We start from the raw sequence: 23,581 nt of genomic DNA, 5'->3' as shown, positions 1-23,581 counted from the left end.
GGCCTGGGGTTTCCCCCCCCCCCCAACCGTCCCGCCCCGACTCCCGTTTTCGAGCGCGGCGACCCCGACCTTTCCCCGTTCGCGCCCCGGCCCGCTCCCGGGGGCCCGCCGCGTCCGCGACGAAGGCGCCGGCGGCGGTCGCTCGGCCGCGAGCCACAGGTGGGCCGCGAACTCGCCGCGACGAAGTCGCGGCCGAACCAGCACAGCGCTGCAATTAGACTCAGCCTGTGCGTTTGTATCGGGACGAGGCGGTAGTGGTGCGCCAGCACAAGCTGGGCGAGGCGGATCGCATCGTCACGCTGCTCACCCGCCAGCACGGCCTGGTGCGCGCGGTCGCCAAGGGGGTGCGGCGCACCAAGTCGCGGTTCGGGGCCCGGTTGGAGCCGTTCTCCTATATCGACGTGCAGTTGCATCCGGGACGCACGCTCGACATCGTCACCCAGGTGCACACGATGGAGTCGTTCGCCGCCGACATCATCGACGACTACGGGCGCTACACCACCGCGTGCGCCGTGCTGGAAACCGCCGAACGCCTGGCGGGCGAGGAGCGCGCACCCGCGCCCCGGCTGCACGCGCTCACCGCGAGTGCCCTGCGCGCGATCGCGGCCAAGCAGCGGCCGCACGAACTGATCCTGGACGCGTTCCTGTTGCGCGCCATGGGTTTCGCGGGCTGGGCTCCCGCGCTGGACGAGTGCGCCAAGTGCGCGACGCCGGGTCCGCATCGGGCGTTCCACGTCGCGGCCGGTGGCGCGGTATGCGTGCACTGCCGTCCTCCGGGCGCGGCGACACCCGCCCCCGGCGTACTCGACCTGCTGGTCGCGCTGCGGCGCGGGGAGTGGGAGTACGTCGAGACGGTGCCCGAAGCGGTGCGCAAACAGGCCAGCGGGCTGGTCGCGGCGCATCTGCAATGGCATCTGGAGCGTCAGCTGCGCACCCTGCCGCTGATCGAGCGGTCCAAAGACACAGCCGGACGGAGCACGTCCGTAGCCGCGCTGGGCCGCGGTTGAGGCGAGGCAGCCGCAAAAAGCGCGGCCGGGCGGAGTTCGTCATCAGTCCGCGCCGGGCCGAGCGGAGGCCGAGGCAGTCGCACTAGAGACGCGGCCGGGCGGAGTCCGTCGTCAACCCGTGCTGGGCCGAGCGGAGGCCGAGGCAGCCACTTATTCCACGAATTGCAGCTCTACCTGGGGCAGCTCGATCATGACCCGGGCGCACACCGCGCGGTGCCAAGTGGCCGGGAAGCGGGTGTCGGGCTCGTGCTTGCTGTAGTCGTGGTTGGTCCGGTAGGTGTGCAACCGAGGCGAGATCTCCCCGGTGTCGATGGCCTCGACCATGGCCTCGATCACCTGCTCGGTCTCCTCCGCGATGGCGGCGAGTTCGCGGGCGACGACGTCCGGGATCTGGAAGGCCCCCTTCTCCCACCGCTCGACGGTGCGCTCGGCGACCGCGAAGAACCGCGCGCACCAGGGGACCGGAAGGCCGAGTAATTCGCGAGTGGCCCGGAAACCGGCCGCGGTCCCGGTGCCTGGTAAATCGGTCACGTTCGAGAAACCCCTCCCCAGTATCACGATCAGGACAAGAATAAATCACCGTTGCCGGCGCGAACCGTGGAATTCGGCAGGAAGCAACGCGGCAGTAGGGTCAGCGGCGGCGATCAGGCAGGATGGAGGCCGTGATCCTCCGCCGAGACTCCGCTACCGCGACCGCGCCGAACATCGCAGACACCGTCCGTCCGCCCTCGCCGCATCCGTCCGGAGCTCGGCCGCCGCAGCTGCCGCCGGAACTGGTGCCCAATCACGTCGCGCTGGTAATGGACGGCAATGGCCGCTGGGCCCAAGAGCGCGGGTTGCCGCGTACCGCGGGCCACGAGCGCGGCGAGGCGGTGCTGATGGACACCGTCGAGGGCTGCATCGAGATCGGTGTGAAGTGGCTGTCGGCCTACGCCTTCTCCACCGAGAACTGGCGGCGCAGCCCCGAGGAGGTGCGCTTCCTCATGGGCTTCAACCGCGACGTGATCCGCCGCCGCCGCGACGAGATGAACGAGATGGGCGTGCGCGTGCGCTGGGCCGGTCGCAGGCCGCGCCTGTGGCGCAGTGTGATCAAGGAATTGGAGATCGCCGAGGAACTCACCAAGAACAACACGGTGATGACCCTCACCATGTGCGTCAACTACGGCGGTCGCGCCGAAATCGCCGACGCCGCAAAGGAGATCGCGCGCCGGGTGGCGGCGGGGGAGATCGATCCGGAGAAGGTCACCGAGGCGACGCTGGCGAAGTACCTGGACGAGCCCGACATGCCGGACGTGGACCTGTTCCTGCGCCCGTCGGGCGAGTTCCGCAGCTCCAACTTCCTCATCTGGCAGTCGGCGTACGCCGAATTCGTCTACCAGCACACGCTGTTCCCGGATTTCGATCGGCGCAATTTGTGGGAGGCCTGCGTGGAGTACGCGTCGCGCGACCGCCGTTTCGGCGGCACCAAGTGAACGGCGGCGCGGACATGGACGCGGCGGTGACTCCCGACCAGGAACTACAGGCACGCGCCGGAGCGTGCCTCTCGCGGTATGGCATCGGTGTGCGCGTCGACCCCGAAGGGTCGCTCGGATTCGAGTACGAGGGCGCGCTGTGCTCGCTGCGCGCGGTGAATCTCGCACCCGGCCTGGACGTGCTGACCCTGACCTGCGTGCTGGCCTGGGACCGTGCACTGAAGCCGCAGCTGCACAAGCGCGTCGCCGAGCGCAACAACGTGTTGCAGTTCGGCTCGCTCACCGTGATCGGCCACGGCAAGCTCGCCGACGTCATCCTGCGCTACACCTTCCCTGCCGCGGGCTTGGACGACCAGGCGCTGACCACGATGCTGCTGCTCGTGCTGTCCAACGCGAGCCGCGCCAGGCAGGGACTGCTGCCCTGAGTCCCGCGACTCACCCGCTTTCGCCAGCTGTCTCGGCGGCGGCTTCCCCGTAGGGGAGGAGCGTCCGCACGCCGCGCGCCAGCGTCTCCGGGTCCAAATCGCCGAGGATGAGGTGCTGGAGGATGAACCCGGGCAGCAGCCCGATGATCGCCTTCGCCACGGCGTCGACGTCGGCGTCCGCCGGTAGCCAGCCCTGCTCGCACATGCGCTGCACGTAAATGACCCACATCGCCCGCATCGCGAACATCGTTTCGCGGACCATGGCGCCCGCCTCGGGATTCACCAGGGCCAGCGCCCAAGCTTGTGGCGCCAGCCGCACCGGCCCGTCGGGTCCGCTGCGGCGCACGACCTCCTCGGCGATCGCCATGATCAGTTCGGCGGGCGTGGGGAGCGGGTCGCGCCCGATCGCCTGGTCCATCGCCACGCGCAGGGGCACCGTCGTCTGTGTGGCCAGTGCGGCGATCAGTTCGTCCTTGCTTTTGAAGTAGCGGTAGACGGCACCGGCCGACAGGCCCGACTCCGCGAACACGTCCTGCATGGAGGTTTCGTGGAACCCCTTGCGGGCGAAGCACTTCCGGGAGGCATCCAGAATCTGCTGCCTGCGGCGTTCCAGGTGCTCTTCGCTGACTCGGGGCATACTCCCAAAATAAAACGAATATCCGTTCTTGACAACTTCGCGGCGTGCATGCGACGGTGATGGCAGATAAAAGAACGAGCATTCGATTTATGGGAGATGGCCATGAATACCATGCAGCGGGCGTTCGCTCTCGGCCTCGGCGCCGCCCTGCTCCAGGCATTGATGCTGATCGCGTTCGCCTGGCCCGCCGCGAATATCGCGCCCCGCGACGTACCGCTGGCCGTCACCGGCCCGCAAGCCGGGATGGTCTCCGGCAAGCTCGCCGAACACAGTCCGGACGCCTTCGAGATCATCACGTCCGCGGATGAGGCAGCCGCCCGCGCCGCGATCGCGGACCGGGAGGTCTACGGGGCGATCATCACCGGCGACGGCCCGCCGCGGGTGCTGATCGCCTCCGGCGCGAGTGCTGCGGTCGCGCAGCAGCTGACCCAGATCGGGCAACAGCTCTCCGGCGCACCCGCCCCCCGCGTGGAGGATGTGGTGCCCGCCGACCCGGACGACCCGCGCGGCACCGCGTTCGGTGCGATGGTGCTGCCGCTGGTGATGTCCGGCATCGCGGCGGGTGTGCTGCTCGCGCTGCTCATCCCCTCGGTCGGCGGCAAGGTGATCGGACTGGTCACCTTCGGTCTCGCGGGTGGGCTGCTGAGCATGGCGATCATCCAGGGCTGGATGTCGCTGGTGCCGGGGTCCTATCTGGTGCTCGCCTCGGTCGCCGGGCTGGTCTCGTTCGCGGTCGCCGGTTCGGTGGCCGGGCTCGCCAGCGTGATCGGCACCGCGGGCGTCGGTCTCGCCGCACTCACCATGTTGCTTATCGGCAACCCGTTCTCCGCGGCCACGTCGGCGCCGGAGTTGCTGCCCCAGCCGTGGGGCGCGATCGGCCAGCTGCTGCCGCCGGGCGCGGCCGCCTCGCTGCTGCGCTCGGTCGCGTTCTTCGACGGCGCCGCTGCCGCTGGTCCGCTCGTGATCCTGCTGGCCTGGGGCGCGGTCGCACTCATGCTGCTCGGCGTCGGCGCGCTGCGCGGTCGTTCCGCCGAGACGCGGGACCCGGCGCGGAACCCGGTGCCGGTGGGCTGAACTCGCCGACCCGAGACAACGGAGGGCCGTCCTCGTCCGAGGGCGGCCCTCGTGGCGTCACCCGTTCCGTTGACGCGACTCGACGCAGGACGTGCAGGTGCCGAACACCTCGAGGGTGTGGCTGATCTCGGTGAACCCGTGCTCGCATGCGATCGCCTCGGCCCAGGCCTCGACGGTCGGGCCCTCCACCTCGACGGTGCGGCCGCAGTTGCGGCAGACCAGGTGGTGATGGTGGCCGGTGGAGCACTGGCGGTAGACCGATTCACCGGAGTCGGTGCGCAGCACGTCCACCATGCCCGCGTCGGCCAGCGACTGCAGCGTCCGGTAGACCGTGGTCAGGCCGATGCCCTCACCACGTTTGCGCAGCTCGTCGTGTAGGTCCTGGGCGGAGCGGAACTCGTCGATGTCCCCGAGCAGCGCGGCGATTGCGCTGCGCTGCCTGGTGCTGCGGATACCGACCGGTTTCTGCGGAGCGGCCGTGTTCTCTGGCACGAATCACCCTTCCTCGGCGTGTGCGACGGCGTCGACGACGATGTGCGCCAGATGGTCGTCGACGAGTTCGTAGAGCACCTCGCGACCCGACCGCTCTCCGTGCACGACGCCAGCGGCCTTGAGGATACGCAGATGCTGACTGACCAATGGTTGGGTGACACCGAGGGCGTCGACCAATTCGTGCACACAGCGCGGCGACTCGCGCAACTGCAGCACGATAGCAATACGAACCGGCGCCGCCAGCGCCCGCAACAGCTCGCCCGCGTCCTCCAGCACGCCCCGCGCGGGAACCGGCGCCGGGCCCGGCGACCGATACGGATTGTGCGGCGGCGCCGCGGCGGTCTCGGCAGTCATGTCACCAACTCCTTATTGGAAAGCATTACCAGTTTGCATATGCACGGGTGCGCATGTCAAACGGACGCGCGGGTACCGTGCGGTTGAAACCGGCCATCGCAGTGCCGATAAGCTGGGCGCAATCGCAGCGCCGACGCAAAACTATTGTGTTGGGGCAAATCAACAATCCGACTCGCAGTGGATGGAGAATTCTCGCGTGGCACCCAAGTCGAAGGTGGACACCGTTGCCAACCTCGCCAAGCGCCGGGGTCTGGTGTACCCGTGCGGTGAGATCTACGGAGGCACCAAGTCGGCATGGGACTACGGTCCGCTGGGCGTCGAGCTCAAGGAGAACATCAAGAAGCAGTGGTGGCGTGCCATGGTCACCAGCCGTGAGGACGTCGTCGGCCTCGACTCCTCGGTGATCCTGCCGCGCCAGGTGTGGGTCGCCTCCGGCCACGTCGGCGTGTTCAACGACCCGCTGGTCGAATGCCTGCACTGCCACCACCGTTTCCGGCAGGACCACCTGCAGGAGGCGTACGCGCTGAAGAACAAGCTCGATGACCCGGACGCGGTCGCGATGGAACTCATCGCCTGCCCGAACTGCGGCACCGTCGGCCGCTGGACCGAGCCGCGCGACTTCAACATGATGCTCAAGACCTTCCTCGGCCCGATCGAGTCCGAGGAAGGCCTGCACTACCTGCGCCCGGAAACCGCGCAGGGCATCTTCGTGAACTTCGCCAACGTGATGACCACCGCGCGCAAGAAGCCGCCGTTCGGTATCGCGCAGATCGGCAAGAGCTTCCGCAACGAGATCACCCCGGGCAACTTCATCTTCCGCACCCGCGAGTTCGAGCAGATGGAGATGGAGTACTTCGTCAAGCCGGGCGAGGACGAGGAGTGGTACAAGTACTGGATCGAGACTCGGCTCTCCTGGTACACCGACCTCGGCATCACCCCCGAGAACCTGCGGCTGTTCGTGCACCCGAAGGACAAGCTCTCGCACTACTCGGCGGGCACCACCGACATCGAGTACCGCTTCGGCTTCCAGGGCAACGAGTGGGGTGAGCTGGAGGGCATCGCCAACCGCACCGACTTCGACCTGAAGACGCACTCCGAGCACTCCGGCACCGAGCTGAGCTTCTTCGACCAGACCACCAACGAGCGCTACATCCCGTACGTCATCGAACCGGCCGCGGGCCTGACCCGCTCGCTGATGGCGTTCCTGGTCGACGCGTACGCCGAGGACGAGGCGCCGAACGCCAAGGGCGGGGTGGACACCCGCACGGTGTTGCGTCTCGATCGCCGGCTGGCCCCGGTGAAGGCGGCGGTGCTTCCGCTGTCGCGCAACGCCGATCTGACGCCGAAGGCGAAAGACCTCGCGGCGCGGCTGCGCAAGAACTGGAATGTGGAGTTCGACGACGCGGGCGCCATCGGTCGCCGTTACCGTCGTCAGGACGAGATCGGCACGCCGTTCTGCGTCACGGTCGACTTCGAAACGCTCGACGATCAGGCGGTGACCATCCGCGAGCGCGACTCGATGACCCAGGAGCGCATCGCCTTGGACAAGGTGGAGGGCTACCTGGCCCAGCACCTGATCGGCGCCTGAGTTCGCCTGGCGTCGTCCCGTGGCCGTCACCGGCTACGGGGCGTTGTCGTGTTGGTCGCCCCGTCAGCGCGGAACGTCCCAGAACGCGAGTTCGTGCCGCATCCCTTCGCGGAACAGTGCTTCCGCGCGTGCCGGATCGGCACCGGACTCGTCGAGCATCTGTGCGCAGCGACGGGTGAGGGCGGCGAATCCGGGATCGGCATAGGTGTCGACCCAGCGGCGATAGCGCGGCTCGGCGGGTGGGTTCTGGGCCAGCCGCGCTCCGAGGGTCGAATACCCCCACATACATGGGTAGAGGGCGGCGAGGCCCTCGCCATAAGACGCGGCGGAATCCAGGAGGAACGCCGTATAGGCTGCGCACGGTGCGCCTTTGACGGCCCCATCGAGATCGGCGCCGAACTCGGCGGCCAGCGAGCGGTGCAGCGACAGCTCCTCGTGGTAGGTGGCGTGCGCGAGGTCGACCAAGTCGCCGAGGTGGTCCGCCGGGGCCTGCCAGGCGAGACGGGCGAACACCCGGACGTAGTCGAGCAGGAACAGATAGTCCTGCTCCAACCAGGACCGGAAGACCGATTCGGGCAAAGTGCCCTCCGCGATACCCACGACCGTGGGGTGGGCGAGCTGTTGGTCGACCGACGGCAGGCCGATGTCCTCCAAATGTGCCGCGAGACTCATACCACCAGTCTTCCGCATCCGTCCGCCCGGTCGGTTTGCGCACGTGCCGACGGTGCCGCACCCTTGCGGGGTGTCATGGGATGAGGACGATGTGGTCCGGGTGTTGGCGCCTTCGGAGCAGCGGTTCGTGCGGCACGGCACCTACACGGGCCGGTCGGTGTCGGTGCGGGGAGCGCTCGACCCCGCGGCGCTGCGGGAGGCGTTCGCGACTTTGCGGCGCGCCCATCCGATTGTGTGTTGCCGCATCGTGGAAGACGCTGCTGGACAGGGCTATCTACTGCGTCCAGATGAGCGGGCATGGACCCGGGCTTCGGTGCGCGAGGGTGACGTGGCGGAGGTCGGTGTTCCCGTGGTGGACCCCGCGGCCCAGTTGGCGTATCTGGACGTCGTCTACTCGGGCGCGGAGCGCTGGCGGGTCACGCTGTTCGTCCACCACGGCGTCGCCGACGCCGGGCATTGCGTCGAACTCCTGACGCGACTGTGGGCCTACTACACCGACATCATCGAGCAGGTGCCGATAACTGTTGTGCCACAAGAACTTCCCCGATCCTTGGAGTGGTACGTCGCGGCGCACGGCATCGTCAGAGCCGCCACGTCCGGATTCGAGGATGTGACCGAGCCCCTCGCGCCGGAGGCAAGGGACGTGCCCTCAGATAGCGAGCGGCCCGCCCCGAGCACTGTGGCACGTCCACGACGCGTGCGGCTGGACGCGGACGCCACCGCGCGGATCGTGGGACTCGGCCGCACCGCGGGTGTGCCGATGAACGGGCTGCTCACCGCCGCATTGCTCCGCGCGTACGCACACGAGACCGCGGGCGGCGCGATCCCGCTGGGTTGTCTGTATCCGGTGGATCTGCGCACGCGGCTCGAGCCGCCGGTATCCGCGTCAGCTGGCAGCAACATGGCAGGTCTGACTTCGTTCGCGGCGCGAGTGGATCCGGCCGCGAGTCTGGTCGAGCTGGCACAGCGCATTTCGGCTCGACTGGCGCACGATCTTTCCGAAGGCATCGTGCAGCAGTCCGTTCTGCATTTCCCCGATTTCTACGGCACGACGAGGATTCACTCCCTCGCCGGGCATATCGCCGTGACCAACACCGGCGTCGTCCCGGCTTTCCGGACACCGCGCACGATCGAACTGACGGACTACGAGATCGTCTATCTCTCCGCCCATCCCCGCCCTTCCGCGGGCGCTTCGGCCGCGGTCACTTTCCTCGTTTACACCTTCGCGCGCGAGCTGACCGTCGGCGTGCTCGGCGGCGGTGCGCACGCCGACGGTCTGCTCGCGGCCGTGCGGGCTGAACTGACCGCACTATCGGCGGTCTGCGCCCGCTGAGCGGCTGCGAGGGGCCAGTACTCGGATCGCCGCGCTGGTACCTGTGACGGCATCCAGTGGAGGGAACTGGTCCCGCGGCCTCGTGCCGCTGGCGTGCGACGATTCCCTCTCGGTGAGCCAGGGTGCTCCCGAACTACTGGCTGGCCCGACGAGCCTATTTCAGCTGGATGGGCTCCTGCAGCTCGGTGACCCAGCCAGCGGGGTCCTCGGTGTAGACCAGGGTCACCTCGCGGCTGGGACCGACGAGGCGATAGCCGTTCTCGTCGATCCAGCGCGCGAGCGCCTGCCAGGGTTCCAGGACCAGATCCATGCTGCCGCGGTGCACCACCGTCGCGGCCCGGTCGATCGCGGGCAGGTCCACCACCGTGAAGTCGTGCTCGCCGTCCGGGTTCAGGTCGACTTGCATCGCGGCGTGGACGAGTACCGTGCCGTCGCCGCGTTCCTCGTAGTAGGCGAGACCGGCGCCGACCGGCGTGACCCCCGTGCGTTCCAGCCGCGCGCACAGGTCCTCGAACAGCGGGCCGACCACCGGACCGATCGACTCGGGCTCGAAATCGCTTGCGATTCCGGATAATTCGGCAACCCGAACGGCGGGGACGGATTTGATCACCACATCGTGGGCAGGCATGACGCCCTCTTTCTCGATGATGCGGAGCCTCGTCTCGACTTGGACCAACCGGGCGCGGTCGCTCGCGATGCGCTGCTCGAGCTCGGCGCGACGGAGCATGAGCATGCCGCGCAGCTCGGCACCGCCCACCCGCTCGTCCAGGATCCGGCGCACCTGTTCCAGGGTGAAGCCGAGATCCTTCAGCGCGACAATGCGATTGAGCCGGGCCAGCTGCCCCGCATCGTAATAGCGGTAGCCGCTGGTGGCGTCGACCCGATCCGGGCGCAGCAGCCCGATCGCGTCGTAGTGGCGCAGCATGCGCACCGACACCCGTCCGTGTCTGGCGAAATCTCCGATACTGAACATGACGCGTTCTGGTCTATGGCCTCACACGGTGTCAGGGTCAAGGTCAAAATCTTCCGCCGCGGCCGATCCGCCGAGAGCCGGTCGAGCCGCCGTATGAGCCCGGGCTCCAGCCGCCCCCGGAGTGTCGTGCTCCGCTGGCTGCCCCGCGCAGCAGCGCTTCGAGCAGTATGCCGCCGAGTACCGCCCCCGCCTGCGCGCTGCCGGACGGAGCGCGGCTGCTCTCCCATGCCCGCACGCTCGTCTGGGCCGCTTGCAGCGCGCGTCCGCCCAGATCCGCTGCCGCCTGCGCGTGCCGGAGCGCCTCGGTCTGGTCGCTGGACGCCAACCGCTGCGCCTCGTCGAGATGGCGCTGTGCCTCCGACAGCCGGGTGCGCGCCTCGGCGTCGATCCCGCCGCGGCGGGTGGTGATGTAGTCGGCGGCCGAACCGATTCGGGCGCGGGCGTCGGTGAGCGCGCGGTCGAGTCTGCGCCGCAAGTCCTCGGCGGCGAGTTTGCGATCGGTGGCGGCCGCGAGGGCGCGGTCGAGATCGGCGTCGGCGGTGACCGCGTCATGGAAGGCGCTCAGCGGGTCGGCGTCCGCCGCGGAGGTCGCCTTGTCGAGGGCGGATTGGGCGGCGGCGCGGGCGGCGGTCAGTTCGGGCCCGCCGTGGGCGGACAGTTCGGTTGCGGCGGCGATGTCGCGGCGCAGCTCGTCCAGCACGCCGGGCAGTCCGTCGCGTGCCTGCTGAATGGTGGAGGCCGCGGTGTCCACCGCGTCGAGCAGGGCGCGGGCCTGGCCGATCGCGGCCTCGGCGGAGCGAATGGCGGCGACCGCGCCGCCCTGCTCGCCCACCGGACGGCTGAGCGCGGAACGCCCCGCGTCGATGTTCTGCTCCGCGAAGGCGATCCGTTCGCGCGCCATCCGCACGTTGTCGTGAATCGGCGCCAGGACGCCGGCCGGATGGGCGGCGGCGAGCCGGTGCAGCTCGGTTTCGGAGCCGGGAAAGCGTGCGGTGACGTCGACGATATCCCTGGTGAGTGCGTCCAACCTCTCCGCTGCGCCCAGGAGCAGATCGCGCATCGCGTCGAACTCGGCGACCTGCGCGTCGAGTTCCCGGTCGGCGCGCCCGACCGTGCTGATCAGCTCCACCAGCAGTGCGCGTTGTTCCTCCGGTGTTTCCGGGATGGCGTCGTCGAGGCGCTGCCGGATCGCGAATGCCTCGGCGGCGGCGGCTCTCGCGTGCTCGAGCGCGGTGCGGAAGGGAGTGGTTGCGGTGGCACCGAACTCCGCGGTCGCCAAGTCGAGTTCCTCTCCGCTGGTACGGACCGCGTTGTCGATCTCGACCAGCGCCTCCCGCGATCGAGCCTGCAATGCCTCCAGTGACAGCGCCGACAGCGCCGTCGTGTTCTCCGGGTCCAGTTGCCGTGCGGCCGCCAGTTCGGCCTCCGATCGTTCCCGGCGGCGCTTGCGCGCGTACCAGAGCAGCCCACCGGCCACGAGGACGACCAGTAGACCGATGACCAGCAGGGCGCGGACGCTCACACCGCCGCCGCGCAACGCCGCGTCCAGACCGTCGGCCGCCGCGATCCCGGCGTCGGCCCAACGGCCGTCGCGCAGGGCGGGTTCGACCTCACCGATCAGGATGCCGTCGAGTTCGGCATCGCTCACGCCGCTGGGCACTTCGCCCTCGAGCCAGTACGCGCGGTCCCGGGTGGCGACCGCGAGCAGCAGATCCCGCTCGCCGAACCCGGATATCGACGCGGTGCGCCGGGCCCAGTCCCGCGGGTCGAGGCCGTCGAAGTCGCGCACGTACACCACCCACAGCCGGATCTGCTGGTCGGCGTAGAGCTGGTCGACCGAAACGCGCACCCGGTCGCGTTGGACGTCGTCGAGCGCGTCGGCCGGGTCCTCGATGTAGGTGTTCATCCGCAGCGGTGGTTCCGCCGCGACCGTCCCGCCGCCGAACAGGGCGATGGCCAGCACGGCGCCGATCACCAGCAGGCGAGCGAGGCGATTCCGCGGCGGCAGTGCCATGGCACGAATCTAACTCGCTAGCATCGTTCCGTGATCACCATCGATCGCCCGTACACCGGCCACGTGTCGCCGGACTCGAACCCGCAGCAGCGCGATGTCCCCGGCGCCCGCATCGTCAAGATGTCCGTCGGCCACATGGACAACAACTGCTACCTGGTGCAGTGCGCGAACACCGGCGCCGCTGTACTCATCGACGCCGCCAACGAGGCGCCGCGCATCACCGCCCTGGTCGAGCAGGAGGTGCCCGGGCAGGTCCAGCTGATCGTCACCACGCACCAGCACCGGGACCACTGGATGGCGTTGAAGGAGACCGTCGCCGCCACCGGCGCCCCGACCGCGGCCCATCCGCTGGACGCCGACTCGCTCCCGGTCCGCCCGGACCGGCTGCTCACCGACAGCGACGTCATCCGGATCGGCGATCTGGTCTTCGAGGTCATCCATCTACGCGGCCACACACCCGGCTCGATCACCCTCGCTCTCACCGACGACGCCGATCGCACCCACTTGTTCACCGGCGACTCCCTATTCCCCGGGGGCGTCGGCCGCACAACTTCTTCGGAGGACTTCACTTCCCTCCTTACGGACGTCACGACCAAACTCTTCGACCGTTACCCCGACAACACCGCGGTCTATCCCGGACACGGCGACGACACCACGCTCGGAACCGAACGTCCGCACCTTTCGGACTGGCAAGCCCGAGGCTGGTAGTTCCGAGCGTCCCCCATGAGCGAGCAGCCCGTCAGCGTCGGTCGCGGGGCGTTGACCGCGCTCGCGGCGGCGGGTACGTCGGCCGCGACGACGCGGCAAACCTCAACGCGTCGTATGAGTGTCCGGCGTCTGCTCGAACAACGGCGGAACCGGATCGCATACTTTTGCTGACCAGCTCCGAGACGTCCAACGCCTGGTAGTCGTCACGAGCGATGTCAGCCGTCCTGGGCTCCGGCACCGCTCCTGGCAGACTTGGGGAGTGGATTTGCCAACGATGCGCACCCGAGCTGTTCGGGCTTCCGATCCGGCACGGCCGCGCGGCTTCGGCGCGGGATTGCTGCGCTGGTCGCGGCGACTGGTCGTCGGGTCGGTCGTGATGGCGGCGGTGCTGGTCGGCGGAACGGCGTTTCGCGTATGGCAGGTCGCGCGCATCGATGACTACACGAAAGCCGACGCGATCGTCGTGCTCGGCGCCGCGCAGTATTCCGGGACGCCGTCCTCGGTGTTCGAAGCGCGGCTCGACCGGGCCTACCGGCTGTTCCGCGCCGGTGTCGCCCCACGCGTGATCACCGTGGGCGGCAAGCAGGAGGGCGACCTGTTCACCGAAGCGGCCTCGGGCAAGAACTACCTGCAGGCGCGCGGTGTGCCGAGCGACAAGATCCTGGCGGTGGAGACCGGCTCGGACACGCTGCGCAGCGTCGAGGCGGTCGCGACGGCGATGCGGGCGCGGGACCTGTCCTCGGCGGTGCTGGTCAGCGATCCGTGGCATTCCCTGCGCACCCGCACCATGGCTCGGGACGAGGGCTTGGCCGCGTGGACGGCGCCGACCAGGACCGGTCCGGCCGTCTACACTCGCGAATCCCAGGCACACGGCATCGCCAGGGAGACCGGCGCGCTGCTGTGGTATCAGCTCACTCACTTCTCGGCGGACTTCAGCTACACGGCGGGACAGTGATATTCGATGAGCGGCCGATACACCGACCACGACCGCGAACGCCTCGTCGTCGAGGGCGCCAAGACCGCGGGACTCGGCCCGCCGCGCAGTGAGTTCGACAACGGCCACCGCACCGAGTTCGCCCGCGACCGCGCCCGCGTGCTGCACTCCGCCGCGCTGCGCAGGCTGGCCGACAAAACCCAGGTCATGGGCCCGCGCGATGGCGACACGCCGCGCACCCGGCTCACCCATTCGATCGAAGTCGCGCAGATCGGCCGCAGCATCGCCGACGGCCTCGGCTGCGATCCGGACCTGGTCGACCTGGCCGGTCTCGCCCATGACATCGGCCACCCGCCCTACGGCCACAACGGCGAGACGGCGCTGGACACCTTCGCCGACGCCTACGGCGGGTTCGAAGGAAACGCGCAGAACCTGCGCATCCTCACCCGTCTCGAACCCAAAGTGCTGGAGTCCGACGGCACCAGCGCCGGCCTCAACCTCACCCGCGCCGCATTGGACGCGGCGCTCAAATACCCGTGGGGCCGAATGGGTTCCGGCACGAAATTCGGTGCTTACGACGTCGACACCGAGCGTCTGGAGTGGATCCGCAAGGGCGCACCGGACCGGCGGCGCAGCCTGGAATGCCAGATCATGGACTGGTCCGACGACGTCGCCTATTCGGTGCACGACGTCGAGGACGGCGTGCTCGCCGGTCGCATCGATCTGCGTGCGCTGGCCGACCCCGCCGAACAGGACGCGCTGGCGGCGCTCGGCCAGTTCCAGCATTCGCTGGCGGCCGACGAGCTGATCGCCGCGGCGCAACGGCTGTCGGAGCTACCGGTGGTCGCGGCGGCGACCGGGTACGACGGCACGTTCACCGCCTCGGTCGCGCTGAAGCGCCTCACCAGCGAGCTCGTCGGCCGCTTCGCCACCGCCGCGATCATGGCGACCAAAGCGCTCGCCGGGCCGCAACCGCTGTCCCGCTACGCCGCCGACTTGGAGGTCCCGCGCATCGCCGCTGCCGAGGTCGCGTTGCTGAAGACGGTCGCGCTGCGCTACGTGATGTCCGACCCGGCGCACCGGCTGCGGCAGGCCGCCCAGCGCGAACGCATCCTCGCGGTGGCCGATCGGCTGCTGGCCACCGCCCCGCACGGCCTCGATCCGGTGCTGCTGCCGTTCTGGGAGGCGGCCACCGGCGACACCGCCCGCGTGCGCGTCATCGTCGATCAGATCGCCTCCTACACCGAAAGCCGCTTGGAGCGTGTCGCCGTCGAGCTGAGCGCCTGACGGGCGTAGTCAGACCAAGCCCATGTGCAGCCCCGTGCCGGGCCGAGTGCAGGGCCCCGCATCAGGCGCAGCCGGATGAAGTTCCTGTGCACCCTGGGCCCGGGGCCCGAGCGAGGGCAGTGGCGTGAGGCGCAGGCGGGTGAGGTCTGTGTGCAGCCCCGTGTCGGGCTGAGCGAGGGGCAGTGGCGTGAGGCGCAGGCGGGTGAGGTCTGTGTGCAGCCCCGTGTCGGGCTGAGCGAGGGGCAGTGGCGTGAGGCGCAGGCGGGTGAGGTCTGTGTGCAGCCCCGTGTCGGGCCGAGCGTAGGGCCCCGCGTGCGGCGCAGCCGGAGTCGGTGGGCAACCTGGGCCGGGCCGAGCGTAGGGGCAGCGGGATGAGGCGCAGCCGGATGAAGTCTGTGTGTGTGCAGCCCCGTGCCGGGCCGAGCGCAAGCTAGCCGCCTCGCGGGCGCGGCGGGACGAAGTTTGTCCGCAGTTGTGCTCGGGCAGAGGGAGCCGCATAAAAGGGCGCGGGCCGGTGGAAAATCCGTCGTCGGCCCGCGGCGCGCTGAACAAGGGCGGGGCAGCCGCCGGTGCGACGAGCCGCGCGGGCGTGGCACCGCCCGGGTTCGCCTAGACTCTGTCCCGTGGCCGGACGACTTCCTGATCGCGATATCGCGGCGATACGCGAACGCGTCCGGATCGAAGACGTGGTGGGGGAGTACGTCGCGCTGAAACGCGCGGGCGCTGATTCCATGAAGGGCCTGTGCCCGTTCCACGACGAGAAGTCGCCGTCGTTCCACGTGCGGCCCAACCACGGCCTGTTCCACTGCTTCGGCTGCGGTGAGGGCGGCGACGTGTTCGCCTTCCTGCAGAAGATCGAGCACGTCGGATTCGTCGAGGCGGTCGAGCAGCTGGCCGACCGGGTCGGCTACCGGATCAACTACGAGGGCGGCGGCACCTCGGTGCAGCGCGATCGCGGCACCCGCTCCCGGTTGGTCGCGGCGAACGCGGCGGCGCACGAGTTCTACATGGCCCAGTTGCGCGAGCCGGGCGCCGAGGCGGCGCGCAAATATCTCACCGATCGCAACTTCGACGCGGCCGCCGCCCAGCAGTTCGGCTGCGGCTATGCCCCCGCCGGGTGGGACGCGCTCACCAAGCACCTGCTGCGCAAGGGGTTCGACTTCAAGGAGCTGGAGGCCGCGGGGCTGTCCAGGCAGGGCCAGCGCGGCCCGATCGACCGGTTCCACCGGCGTCTGCTGTGGCCGATCCGCAACCTCGGCGGCGACGTCATCGGGTTCGGCGCGCGCAAGCTCTTCGACGACGACACCATGCCCGGCAAGTACATCAACACGCCGGAAACGTTGCTGTACAAGAAGTCTCAGGTGCTCTTCGGTCTCGACCACGCCAAGCGCGAGATCGCCAAGGGCCACCAGGCGGTCGTGGTCGAGGGCTACACCGACGTCATGGCGATGCATCTGGCCGGTGTGAAAACCGCCGTCGCGTCCTGTGGCACCGCCTTCGGCGACGAGCACCTGGCCCTGTTGCGCCGCCTGATGATGGACGACAATTTCTGGCGCGGCGAGATCATCTACACCTTCGACGGCGACGCCGCGGGCCAAGCCGCGGCGCTGAAAGCCTTTTCGGGCGACCAGAAACTGGCGGGCCAGACCTACATCGCCATCGCGCCGGACGGGCAGGACCCGTGTGAACTGCGGCAGCATTCCGGCGACGCCGCCGTGCGCGACCTGGTCGCGCGTCGGACTCCGTTGTACGAGTTCGTGATTCGCGGGCTGTTGGCCGACCACAACCTGGATACCGCCGAGGGGCAGGTCGAGGCGCTGCGCCGTGCGGTGCCGGTGGTCGCGCAGATCAAGGACAACGCGCTGCGCAAGGCTTACGCCACCAAACTGGCCGGCTGGGTTGGCTGGGACGACATCCAGACCGTCGTGCGCCGCGTCGGCGAGGAGGCCAAGCGGAATCGCAACGGCGGCGGGCGCCCCACGACGGGTCGCGCGCCCGCGCCGCGCGAAGTGGTCGCCGAACATCCTGCGGCACGGCCCAATCCGAACGATCCCACGCTCCTGCCGCAACGACAGGTGCTGGCGGCGGCCCTCCAATACCCAGCTATGGCCGGCGCGGGTTTCGACGCGCTCGAGTCCGAAGCGTTCACCCATCCCGCCTACGCGGTGGTTCGCACGCTGATCGCCGCGGCGGGCGGCACGGCGGCCGGGCTCGGCGGCGCCGAGTGGGTCAATGCCGTCGCCGATCGCACCGACGACCTGACCGTGCGCGCGCTGCTGTCCGAGCTGGCCAACGAGCCGCTGCCGGTGAAGTCGGAGGCGGACATCCCGCGCTTCATCGCCGGTGTGCTGGCGCGCACCCAAGAGGCCTGGGTCGGCAGGCAGATCGCCGAACTCAAGTCCAAGCTGCAGCGGGTGTCGTCGACCGAACAGCCGGACGCCTATTTCGCCCTCTTCGGCGACCTCGTCGCGCTGGAGCAATATCGCAAGAGCCTGCTCACCCAGGCGATGGGCAACCACGGCGACTTCGCCACCGGAGCGTAGGGGCGCACGGCGGCGTGATTCCGCGCACAGTCACCCTGTGCCGTCTGCTGTGGCCGTTCCCTGTTGGCCGAGGTCAGCGACGCAACTGGTCGTGCGGCACCAGGACGGTGGTCCGCTCGTCGAGCGGTTCCATCGGCTCCAGGCGGGGGCGGGTGCTGAGCTTGTCCGCCAGTTTCTGCCTGCCGACGAGCACGAGCTTGCGGGTCACCGGGCTCTCGGTCAGCGTGCGGGTCGCGGCGCTGATCTGTTCGTAGCGAGCCCGCCCGGCCTTGCTGCCGAGTACGTACCCGGCCGCAATGCCGATGATCAACCGCAGCATCTCGATGTGCTCCTCCCAGTTGCCAGTTCGCCGCTCCTATCCTGCCCGACGCCCCATACGCGTGTCGATCCGGATCCCCGCTGCCCGCACCCCGCGGTCGGCGAACAAGTCAGCAGGTAGCGACACGATTTGGGCTCCCGCCCAGCGATACGCTAAAGTTTCTCCTCGGCCCGCCCGGTAGCCACCGGACGCGCCGATAACAATCCCCTATAGCTCAATTGGCAGAGCAGCCGACTGTTAATCGGCAGGTTTCTGGTTCGAGTCCAGATGGGGGAGCATAACCAGCAGGTCAGGCATGTTCATCGTGCCTGACCTGCTTTAGTCTGCGGGCTGCGACCAAGAATACGCCAAAGAATTCCGGTCCAAACCTCCTTGCGCTGCGCCGTTTCGCCTGTGGGTAGGGCCCATTGGCTTGTCGCTTCCGGCTCGACGGGTGAACGTCGCAGACTCGTGCCCTCGGTGGGGCACATCGAAGATGGGAACGGGGACGACCCGGTGTGGCCCGCGACCGTGATCTCGCCACAGCTGCGGAGCATGATGCCGTTGCCCTCGAAGGCGTGCACGTCAGCCACAGCCACGTCATATACATGTTCGTGCCCGTCGGGCTCGACGCTGGCCACAGTCGCCGTGTACGGCTTCCAGTAGAAGCCGCGTCGCATGTTGCTGGTGAGGCCACCCACTTCGCCGTCTTTTGCCGACAAACGCAGGAACGAGGTGGAGCGGATGATCAATGCCCTCAAGAACTTCCGGGCTGTGGCGACGAAGTTCGACAAACGCGCCTACGTCTTCCACGGCGCCGTCACCGTTGCCTCGATCCGACTTTGACTCCGGTCGCGACCCACCGGAGAGACCTAGTAGTACCCCTTCGCCCAGTCAAGCAGCTCCCTCACGATGTCCGCGTGCCCCGCGTGCCGTCCGGTCTCCTCGACGAGATGGATGAGCATCCAGCGGAGGCTGGCGTTGCCGGAGCGGCAGTCGGGAGTGCGCCCCATCGCTTCGCGGGAACCGGATGCGCACCACCGGCCGTCGTTCAGGCCCGGGTGTAGCCGCCGTCGGCGAAGAGTTCGGCGCCGGTGACGAACGACGAGGCGTCCGAAGCCAGGAAGAGGGCGGCCTCGGCGATTTCCTCGGCGTCGGCCAGCCGCCCCAGTGGCACGACGGCCTCGGCGAACTGGTCGACGTCCGGCCCCGCGGCGCCCAGCAGGCCAGGGGTCCGCGTGGGTCCCGGGCTGAGCACGTTGACCCGGAATCGGCGCTCCCGCGACTGCCGGGCCCAGTTGTGCACGAGGTTGCTCACCGCCGCCTTCGAGGCGCTGTAGACCTCGAGTTGCTCATTGGGCCGCACGCTGTTGCTCGAGCCGACGACCAGGATGGAGGCGTTCTCCGCCAGCAGCGGAAGCGCCTTCTGAACAGTGAATAGTGGGCCCTTGACGTTGACGGCGAGCGTCAGGTCGACGTTCGCCTCGGTGTGGGCGCCGAGCGCGGCGTCCGCGACGATTCCCGCGTTGGCTACCAGCACGTCGATGCGTCCGGCCTCCTCGCGGACCCGCGCGTAGAGCGCGTCCAGGTCGGCCAGGACCGAGACGTCGGATCGTATGCCGGTGGCCGCAGGGCCCATCTCCTTGACTGCCGCTTCGAGGCGGTCGATGTCCCGGCCGGTCACGAAGACCCGTGCGCCCTCCCGGACGAAGCGGTGGGCGATGGCCAGCCCGATCCCGCTGGTCCCTCCGGTGATCACGGCCACCTTCTCCTGCAGTACGCCTGCCATGTCGAACCCTTCAGTTATGGAATGGATCGTCCATAACATAGGCATTAATGGACGATCGAGTCAAGAATGGATAGTCTGAGACCATGCCGAGACCACGCGCATTCGACGAACGCCAAGTCCTGAAGCGGGCCCGGGAACAGTTCTGGGCGACCGGCTATGCAGGAACCCGGATGGACGACATCGCCCAGGCGACCGGCCTGGGCAAGGGCAGCCTGTACGGCGCATTCGGCGACAAAGGCAAGCTGTTCCACCGTGTGTTCGGCGACTGGTGCACCGCAGTCGTCGAGGTGGCCGAAGGGCGGCTGACAGGTGGCCCGGACGCAGAGGCCTTGGCCCGGCTGTCGGGATACGTGCACCTCATGGCGGAGAACACCGCCTCCGACACCGAGCGCCGCGGGTGCCTGTTGGCCAAGGGCGCGGCGGAACTGGCCCAGCGCGATCCGACGGTTGCCGGACGGTCGGCCGAGACCATGACGGCACTGCTGACCCTGCTGCGGACGGAGATCAGCGCCGCCCAGCGCCACGGCGACATCGATAGCGCTGCGGATCCGGAGCGGTTGGCGGCACTGCTGCTGACCGTGGTCCGCGGTATCGAGGCGGTAGGCAAGGCCGGCCTGGACCCGGAGACGCTGCGGAACATTGCAGACACCGCACTGGCGGTCCTGCCGATGCCCGAGGGGCAGAAACGCCTCGCAACCGGGCACAGTCCGGCCCGCGAGAACTAACCCCTGCCAGCCTGGCTACGCACCTACAATCACCACCGGCAACACACCGCCATCGGTCGCAAGACCCCATCAGCCGGTTGACCAACCTCCCTGGGTAGTACACCTAGGCCAGGTGCCGGCATCGCCTCATTCTCCGCAGGGCGCGTGAGCGCGTCTCGTGTGGGCACCCACAGGGCGCTGTTGCTGTCATCGTCTGGAATGTCGGGGGCCGGGCCGAGTAGAGCCGTCAGCGGGCAGCCGAGGCCAACAGCAAGGCGGCGCAGTGAGTTTATCCGGGCGTCGTCCCGCTCGCCCTGCTCAATCTTGCAAATGAGGGACACGGACACACCGGCGGAGTCCGCAAGCTCGCGTGGGTGAGTCCGCGCCGCTTACGGATGCTCTAGAGCCGTTCCCCGAGGCCCATGCGTACAGGCTAGCCCCCGGGCGGCTCCTGTATCTTCCGCCGATAAACGCGCGTGGATTCTCCTGTATTCGCTCGGACGGTTTGGGCGCTAGATGTTGCGGGCCCACTCCCACAGGAAGGAGAAAAGCTATGCCCGGCAGGAATAATGGGGCAGATACTTGGGCCAACGTGCTGCGGGCGAAGGAACGTCGGGCGAAGGCGCTCGAGATGCGCATCGAGAAGAAGCGGTGATTGCCTCGGTAGAGGACTTGGTGACGTTCGAGGCGTGCAGCGAGACTGGTGTCTATCTCGTTCGCTGGTTCGTCGCACCGCCGAAGCCCATTTCTTCCTCAATCGTTTGATGGAGGATATATATGAGCAGCATGGCGAAAGCGCCGGTGGCTTGGATCCCATGCTGGTAGCAGAACGGTGCTATGCCTTGCATTGGATTGCCTGTGCCGGCGAGTCGGAATGGGATGCCGACGAAGAATAGAAGACGGGAACGTCCCATATCCGGCAGGTTCGAGCCGGTGGGCTGTACAGGGGCGTCGGACCTGATGGCGACGCCTATCCACATGGTGCGGCACAAGGACTTTCAGGTTCGTCCGTCAGCGGAAGACCAGGCGGTGCCGGTGCCCAGCAACGTGAAACCGGTGCCGCTCAGCAGGTGCTCGTCGAGCAGGTTTCGGGTGTCCACGATCACGGCCCGCTCGACGTCGGTCGCGAGCCTCGCCCAGTCGAGCGAACGGAACTCGGGCCACTCGGTGAGGATCACGATGGCGCCGGCGTCCCGCGCCACCAGATACGGGTCGTCCACCACCCGGATGCCGTCGAGGGTGCGCGACGACGGGACACACGGGTCGTAAGCGGTGACGGTGGCGTCGTGATGGGAAAGTTGTCGTGCGATCGTGACGGCGGGGGAGTCGCGCATGTCCCCGGTCCCGGCCTTGAACGTGAGGCCGAGCACGCCGATCCGTGTACCCGACAGCGAGCCGTCGACCGCGCCGGTGACCGCGCGGCGGATCTTGCGCAGCACCATCGCGTGTTGATGGTCGTTGGCTCGCAGGGCGTCACGGACCATTGCGAAGTCCAACCCCAATTCCTCTGCGGCGCGTAAGAGAGCGCGGGTGTCCTTGGGCAGGCACGAGCCGCCCCAGCCGGGGCCTGGTGCGAGGAAAGCCGGGCCGATCCGATCGTCCATTCCCATCGCGGTGGTGACCTTCGTGATATCGGCACCCACTCGTTCGCACAGTTCGGCCAGTGTGTTCACGAACGAGATCTTGACCGCGAGAAAGGCGTTGCTGGCGTACTTGGCGAGTTCCGCGCTGGCCGAGTCCAATCGGAGTACCGGCGCGCCCGTTCCGGCGTACAGTGTCGCGACACGGTCGGCCGCTTCCCGATCCCGCTCGGCCGCACCGATGAGGACCCGGTCGGGGTGCAGGAAGTCGTGCACCGCGTGGCCCTCCCGGAGGAATTCGGGGTTGCTGACGACCGCCGTGCGCGCGAGACCCGACCGTGCGGCGATCCGCTCCGCCGTCCCCACCGGAACGGTGGACTTGGTGACGAGCACGCAATCCGGCGGCAGGACGGTGGACAGCGTCTGGAGCGCGTCTTCGAGTACACCTAGATCGGCCGTACCACCGGTGCCCATCGGCGTGGGAAGACACAACAGGACCACTTCGCATTCGTGGAGCGACCCTGGGTCGGATGTGAAGACGAGCCGGTTCTCCGACAGCCCTTCCCGAACCAGTTCCGGCAAGCCGGGCTCGACGATCGAGACCGTACCAGCGCGAAGAGCCTCTACTTTGGACTCGTCATTGTCGATGCAGACGACATGATGTCCTAAGTGGGCCAGGCAAGCGGCACTGGTGAGCCCCACATACCCGGCACCTACCACACCGACGCGACTACCCATGGCGCACCTTCTGTCCAAGCAACCCGGTTGCGGCCGTCAGAACATGTTCTGGTCGAACCAGGAGCAGCCCGGGATCCGGATAGGCGGCATGTGGATCGCCGAGGCGCCCGGCCCACAGCGTTACGTGGTGTTTCGCGGCGGCGGGCGGCCCCCACCGGTGCGGAGGCGTGGGGCCGAACAGCACTACCGACGGTGTGCCGAAGGCGGTGGCGAGATGCCCTACGCCGGTGTCGCCGCACACGACCAGTGCCGCGTCGGCGACCAGCGCGGCGAGTTCGACCAAGTCGGTGCGTCCCGCGTAGACCGCTGAGGGCGGTAAGCCCCCTTTCTCGGCGACCGAGTTCGCCAACGGTCTTTCGCCGCGCGTACCGGTGATCACCACTCGGTGGCCGTTGGCAGTGAGTTCCCGGGCCACCCGAGCGAAACGTTCGGATGGCCAGCGACGTGCGGGATAGGCCGCGCCGGGATGGATTACGACGACGTTCGACTCGAGAGCGGGCTGCGGTGGTTCGGGCAGCAGCAGCGCGGTTGGATCGGCGTCGATCCCGCCGTACTCCAGCAGCCGGCACCAGCGATGCACCTCGTGCAGGTCGTCACGCCACTGGGGGCCGGGCAGCTCAGGGAAGTCCGGATGATGGTGGGTGAGCAGCGTGTCCGGACGCAGCGCCAGCAGATCACGGATGCTTTCCGGCCCGCTGCCGTGCAAGTTGACCGCCAGCCTCGGCGGTGCGCCCGCCCATTGGAGCGCACCCAGTCCCGCGGTCGGCAGCAGTTCGTCGACCGCGTCGATGAGGTCGACCAGAATGCGCAGCGCTTCCGGCGCGGCGAGCACCACACGGTCGTCCGGGTAGGCGTTCTTCAGCCCGCGCAGAGCGGGCACGATGGTCAGCAGGTCGCCGAGCCCGAGTGCGCGGAGCACGAGAATCGAGGCGGTCAAGGCCACGATCCCTCTCCCGATG

Annotated in this window: 25 protein-coding genes, 1 tRNA gene and 1 pseudogene; 14 read left to right on the top strand and 13 right to left on the bottom strand. The window is 68.5% G+C overall.

Features of this window, described 5'->3' with window-relative positions; genetic code table 11:
- Positions 1-227: 227 nt before the first annotated feature.
- Entirely contained in the window at positions 228-1,007 is a 780-nt protein-coding gene (gene recO / locus ACWPXK_RS23575) for a DNA repair protein RecO (protein ID WP_454198346.1), read from the top strand.
- 150 nt (positions 1,008-1,157) lie between these two features.
- Here recO and ACWPXK_RS23570 read toward each other — a convergent pair whose 3' ends face one another.
- Positions 1,158-1,538 (bottom strand): Aca2/YdiL-like domain-containing protein, encoded by a 381-nt coding sequence (locus ACWPXK_RS23570; RefSeq protein WP_454198345.1) that lies wholly within the window; start codon positions 1,536-1,538, stop codon positions 1,158-1,160.
- 122 nt (positions 1,539-1,660) lie between these two features.
- Here ACWPXK_RS23570 and ACWPXK_RS23565 point away from each other — a divergent pair, with 122 nt between their 5' ends.
- Both ACWPXK_RS23565 and ACWPXK_RS23560 read left to right on the top strand, forming a co-directional pair.
- On the top strand, positions 1,661-2,479 hold the full coding sequence (locus ACWPXK_RS23565) for an isoprenyl transferase (RefSeq protein ID WP_454198344.1): 819 nt from the start codon (positions 1,661-1,663) through the stop codon (positions 2,477-2,479).
- A gap of 14 nt (positions 2,480-2,493) precedes the next feature.
- On the top strand, positions 2,494-2,904 hold the full coding sequence (locus ACWPXK_RS23560) for a hypothetical protein (RefSeq protein ID WP_454198359.1): 411 nt from the start codon (positions 2,494-2,496) through the stop codon (positions 2,902-2,904).
- Positions 2,905-2,914: 10 nt separating this feature from the next.
- Here the strand turns inward: ACWPXK_RS23560 and ACWPXK_RS23555 are convergent, their stop codons facing one another.
- Positions 2,915-3,541, bottom strand: coding sequence for a TetR/AcrR family transcriptional regulator (locus tag ACWPXK_RS23555; protein WP_454198343.1), 627 nt, complete (start codon positions 3,539-3,541; stop codon positions 2,915-2,917).
- 102 nt (positions 3,542-3,643) lie between these two features.
- Here ACWPXK_RS23555 and ACWPXK_RS23550 point away from each other — a divergent pair, with 102 nt between their 5' ends.
- On the top strand, positions 3,644-4,615 hold the full coding sequence (locus ACWPXK_RS23550; protein ID WP_454198342.1) for a hypothetical protein: 972 nt from the start codon (positions 3,644-3,646) through the stop codon (positions 4,613-4,615).
- Between the two features lie 57 nt (positions 4,616-4,672).
- Here ACWPXK_RS23550 and ACWPXK_RS23545 read toward each other — a convergent pair whose 3' ends face one another.
- Both ACWPXK_RS23545 and ACWPXK_RS23540 read right to left on the bottom strand, forming a co-directional pair.
- Positions 4,673-5,107, bottom strand: a complete 435-nt coding sequence (locus ACWPXK_RS23545; RefSeq protein WP_454198341.1) for a Fur family transcriptional regulator — start codon at positions 5,105-5,107, stop codon at positions 4,673-4,675.
- 3 nt (positions 5,108-5,110) lie between these two features.
- A complete protein-coding gene (locus ACWPXK_RS23540; RefSeq protein ID WP_454198340.1) occupies positions 5,111-5,461 on the bottom strand; it encodes an ArsR/SmtB family transcription factor in 351 nt (116 codons plus the stop codon).
- Positions 5,462-5,657: 196 nt separating this feature from the next.
- On the opposite strand from ACWPXK_RS23540, the gene ACWPXK_RS23535 reads away from it, so the two are divergent.
- Positions 5,658-7,049, top strand: coding sequence for a glycine--tRNA ligase (locus tag ACWPXK_RS23535; RefSeq protein WP_454198339.1), 1,392 nt, complete (start codon positions 5,658-5,660; stop codon positions 7,047-7,049).
- 63 nt (positions 7,050-7,112) lie between these two features.
- Here the strand turns inward: ACWPXK_RS23535 and ACWPXK_RS23530 are convergent, their stop codons facing one another.
- Positions 7,113-7,721: a TenA family protein gene (locus ACWPXK_RS23530; RefSeq protein ID WP_454198338.1), complete on the bottom strand. Its 609-nt coding sequence runs from the start codon at positions 7,719-7,721 to the stop codon at positions 7,113-7,115.
- A 70-nt stretch (positions 7,722-7,791) separates the two neighbouring features.
- Here ACWPXK_RS23530 and ACWPXK_RS23525 point away from each other — a divergent pair, with 70 nt between their 5' ends.
- Positions 7,792-9,054, top strand: a complete 1,263-nt coding sequence (locus ACWPXK_RS23525) for a phthiocerol/phthiodiolone dimycocerosyl transferase family protein (RefSeq protein ID WP_454198337.1) — start codon at positions 7,792-7,794, stop codon at positions 9,052-9,054.
- Positions 9,055-9,208: 154 nt separating this feature from the next.
- On the opposite strand, the gene ACWPXK_RS23520 is transcribed toward ACWPXK_RS23525, so the two are convergent.
- Both ACWPXK_RS23520 and ACWPXK_RS23515 read right to left on the bottom strand, forming a co-directional pair.
- The gene (locus ACWPXK_RS23520) at positions 9,209-10,027 is read right to left on the bottom strand and encodes a MerR family transcriptional regulator (RefSeq protein WP_454198336.1); all 819 of its coding nucleotides are present in this window, start codon (positions 10,025-10,027) and stop codon (positions 9,209-9,211) included.
- 43 nt (positions 10,028-10,070) lie between these two features.
- Positions 10,071-12,041 (bottom strand): TPM domain-containing protein, encoded by a 1,971-nt coding sequence (locus ACWPXK_RS23515; RefSeq protein ID WP_454198335.1) that lies wholly within the window; start codon positions 12,039-12,041, stop codon positions 10,071-10,073.
- Between the two features lie 30 nt (positions 12,042-12,071).
- Here ACWPXK_RS23515 and ACWPXK_RS23510 point away from each other — a divergent pair, with 30 nt between their 5' ends.
- The 4 genes from ACWPXK_RS23510 to dnaG all read left to right on the top strand — a co-directional run bounded on the left by ACWPXK_RS23510 (position 12,072) and on the right by dnaG (position 17,513).
- A complete protein-coding gene (locus ACWPXK_RS23510; protein WP_454198334.1) occupies positions 12,072-12,749 on the top strand; it encodes an MBL fold metallo-hydrolase in 678 nt (225 codons plus the stop codon).
- A 274-nt stretch (positions 12,750-13,023) separates the two neighbouring features.
- The gene (locus ACWPXK_RS23505) at positions 13,024-13,704 is read left to right on the top strand and encodes a YdcF family protein (RefSeq protein WP_454198358.1); all 681 of its coding nucleotides are present in this window, start codon (positions 13,024-13,026) and stop codon (positions 13,702-13,704) included.
- Positions 13,705-13,710: 6 nt separating this feature from the next.
- Positions 13,711-14,970: a deoxyguanosinetriphosphate triphosphohydrolase gene (locus ACWPXK_RS23500; RefSeq protein WP_454198333.1), complete on the top strand. Its 1,260-nt coding sequence runs from the start codon at positions 13,711-13,713 to the stop codon at positions 14,968-14,970.
- 623 nt (positions 14,971-15,593) lie between these two features.
- Complete coding sequence (gene dnaG, locus ACWPXK_RS23495) at positions 15,594-17,513, top strand: DNA primase (RefSeq protein ID WP_454198357.1); 1,920 nt, start codon at positions 15,594-15,596, stop codon at positions 17,511-17,513.
- Positions 17,514-17,586: 73 nt separating this feature from the next.
- On the opposite strand, the gene ACWPXK_RS23490 is transcribed toward dnaG, so the two are convergent.
- Positions 17,587-17,832 carry a hypothetical protein gene (locus ACWPXK_RS23490; protein ID WP_454198332.1) on the bottom strand — a complete coding sequence of 82 codons (246 nt, stop codon included), beginning with the start codon at positions 17,830-17,832 and terminating at the stop codon, positions 17,587-17,589.
- Positions 17,833-18,035: 203 nt separating this feature from the next.
- On the opposite strand from ACWPXK_RS23490, the gene ACWPXK_RS23485 reads away from it, so the two are divergent.
- Positions 18,036-18,108 (top strand) — tRNA-Asn (locus tag ACWPXK_RS23485).
- A 23-nt stretch (positions 18,109-18,131) separates the two neighbouring features.
- On the opposite strand, the gene ACWPXK_RS23480 is transcribed toward ACWPXK_RS23485, so the two are convergent.
- Positions 18,132-18,563, bottom strand: a complete 432-nt coding sequence (locus ACWPXK_RS23480; RefSeq protein ID WP_454198362.1) for a hypothetical protein — start codon at positions 18,561-18,563, stop codon at positions 18,132-18,134.
- On the opposite strand from ACWPXK_RS23480, the pseudogene ACWPXK_RS23475 reads away from it, so the two are divergent.
- Positions 18,532-18,657, top strand: a pseudogene (locus tag ACWPXK_RS23475) (IS5/IS1182 family transposase); the annotation flags it as partial. The gene ACWPXK_RS23480 and the pseudogene ACWPXK_RS23475 overlap by 32 nt on opposite strands.
- Before the next feature lie 26 nt (positions 18,658-18,683).
- Here ACWPXK_RS23475 and ACWPXK_RS23470 read toward each other — a convergent pair.
- Positions 18,684-18,824, bottom strand: coding sequence for a mycothiol transferase (locus ACWPXK_RS23470; protein WP_454198331.1), 141 nt, complete (start codon positions 18,822-18,824; stop codon positions 18,684-18,686).
- Between the two features lie 38 nt (positions 18,825-18,862).
- On the bottom strand, positions 18,863-19,600 hold the full coding sequence (locus tag ACWPXK_RS23465; protein WP_454198330.1) for an SDR family NAD(P)-dependent oxidoreductase: 738 nt from the start codon (positions 19,598-19,600) through the stop codon (positions 18,863-18,865).
- 83 nt (positions 19,601-19,683) lie between these two features.
- Here ACWPXK_RS23465 and ACWPXK_RS23460 point away from each other — a divergent pair, with 83 nt between their 5' ends.
- Together ACWPXK_RS23460 and ACWPXK_RS23455 are read left to right on the top strand one after the other, a co-directional pair.
- Entirely contained in the window at positions 19,684-20,325 is a 642-nt protein-coding gene (locus ACWPXK_RS23460; protein ID WP_454198329.1) for a TetR/AcrR family transcriptional regulator, read from the top strand.
- A 668-nt stretch (positions 20,326-20,993) separates the two neighbouring features.
- A complete protein-coding gene (locus ACWPXK_RS23455; RefSeq protein ID WP_454198328.1) occupies positions 20,994-21,200 on the top strand; it encodes a DUF4272 domain-containing protein in 207 nt (68 codons plus the stop codon).
- Positions 21,201-21,302: 102 nt separating this feature from the next.
- Here ACWPXK_RS23455 and ACWPXK_RS23450 read toward each other — a convergent pair whose 3' ends face one another.
- Both ACWPXK_RS23450 and ACWPXK_RS23445 read right to left on the bottom strand, forming a co-directional pair.
- Complete coding sequence (locus ACWPXK_RS23450; RefSeq protein WP_454198327.1) at positions 21,303-22,622, bottom strand: UDP-glucose dehydrogenase family protein; 1,320 nt, start codon at positions 22,620-22,622, stop codon at positions 21,303-21,305.
- Complete coding sequence (locus tag ACWPXK_RS23445) at positions 22,615-23,559, bottom strand: glycosyltransferase family 9 protein (protein WP_454198326.1); 945 nt, start codon at positions 23,557-23,559, stop codon at positions 22,615-22,617. The genes ACWPXK_RS23450 and ACWPXK_RS23445 overlap by 8 nt, the downstream gene beginning before the upstream one ends.
- Positions 23,560-23,581 lie beyond the last annotated feature (22 nt).

The sequence above is a fragment of the Nocardia sp. Marseille-Q1738 genome (assembly GCF_965283145.1).
Note: the sequence above shows the minus strand (reverse complement) of the source record. Positions and strands in the feature narration are given on the sequence as shown.

What these genes read in the sequence shown, in the direction of transcription:
- ACWPXK_RS23450 (WP_454198327.1), bottom strand. Translation starts at nt 22,622, where the DNA reads ATGGGTAGTCGCGTCGGTGTGGTAGGTGCCGGGTATGTGGGGCTCACC.
- ACWPXK_RS23460 (WP_454198329.1), top strand. Translation starts at nt 19,684, where the DNA reads ATGCCGAGACCACGCGCATTCGACGAACGCCAAGTCCTGAAGCGGGCC.
- ACWPXK_RS23500 (WP_454198333.1), top strand. Translation starts at nt 13,711, where the DNA reads ATGAGCGGCCGATACACCGACCACGACCGCGAACGCCTCGTCGTCGAG.
- ACWPXK_RS23505 (WP_454198358.1), top strand. Translation starts at nt 13,024, where the DNA reads ATGCGCACCCGAGCTGTTCGGGCTTCCGATCCGGCACGGCCGCGCGGC.
- ACWPXK_RS23470 (WP_454198331.1), bottom strand. Translation starts at nt 18,824, where the DNA reads ATGGGGCGCACTCCCGACTGCCGCTCCGGCAACGCCAGCCTCCGCTGG.
- ACWPXK_RS23520 (WP_454198336.1), bottom strand. Translation starts at nt 10,027, where the DNA reads ATGTTCAGTATCGGAGATTTCGCCAGACACGGACGGGTGTCGGTGCGC.
- ACWPXK_RS23550 (WP_454198342.1), top strand. Translation starts at nt 3,644, where the DNA reads ATGAATACCATGCAGCGGGCGTTCGCTCTCGGCCTCGGCGCCGCCCTG.
- ACWPXK_RS23490 (WP_454198332.1), bottom strand. Translation starts at nt 17,832, where the DNA reads ATGCTGCGGTTGATCATCGGCATTGCGGCCGGGTACGTACTCGGCAGC.
- ACWPXK_RS23555 (WP_454198343.1), bottom strand. Translation starts at nt 3,541, where the DNA reads ATGCCCCGAGTCAGCGAAGAGCACCTGGAACGCCGCAGGCAGCAGATT.
- ACWPXK_RS23465 (WP_454198330.1), bottom strand. Translation starts at nt 19,600, where the DNA reads ATGGCAGGCGTACTGCAGGAGAAGGTGGCCGTGATCACCGGAGGGACC.
- ACWPXK_RS23560 (WP_454198359.1), top strand. Translation starts at nt 2,494, where the DNA reads ATGGACGCGGCGGTGACTCCCGACCAGGAACTACAGGCACGCGCCGGA.
- ACWPXK_RS23540 (WP_454198340.1), bottom strand. Translation starts at nt 5,461, where the DNA reads ATGACTGCCGAGACCGCCGCGGCGCCGCCGCACAATCCGTATCGGTCG.
- ACWPXK_RS23565 (WP_454198344.1), top strand. Translation starts at nt 1,661, where the DNA reads ATGGAGGCCGTGATCCTCCGCCGAGACTCCGCTACCGCGACCGCGCCG.
- ACWPXK_RS23530 (WP_454198338.1), bottom strand. Translation starts at nt 7,721, where the DNA reads ATGAGTCTCGCGGCACATTTGGAGGACATCGGCCTGCCGTCGGTCGAC.
- ACWPXK_RS23515 (WP_454198335.1), bottom strand. Translation starts at nt 12,041, where the DNA reads ATGGCACTGCCGCCGCGGAATCGCCTCGCTCGCCTGCTGGTGATCGGC.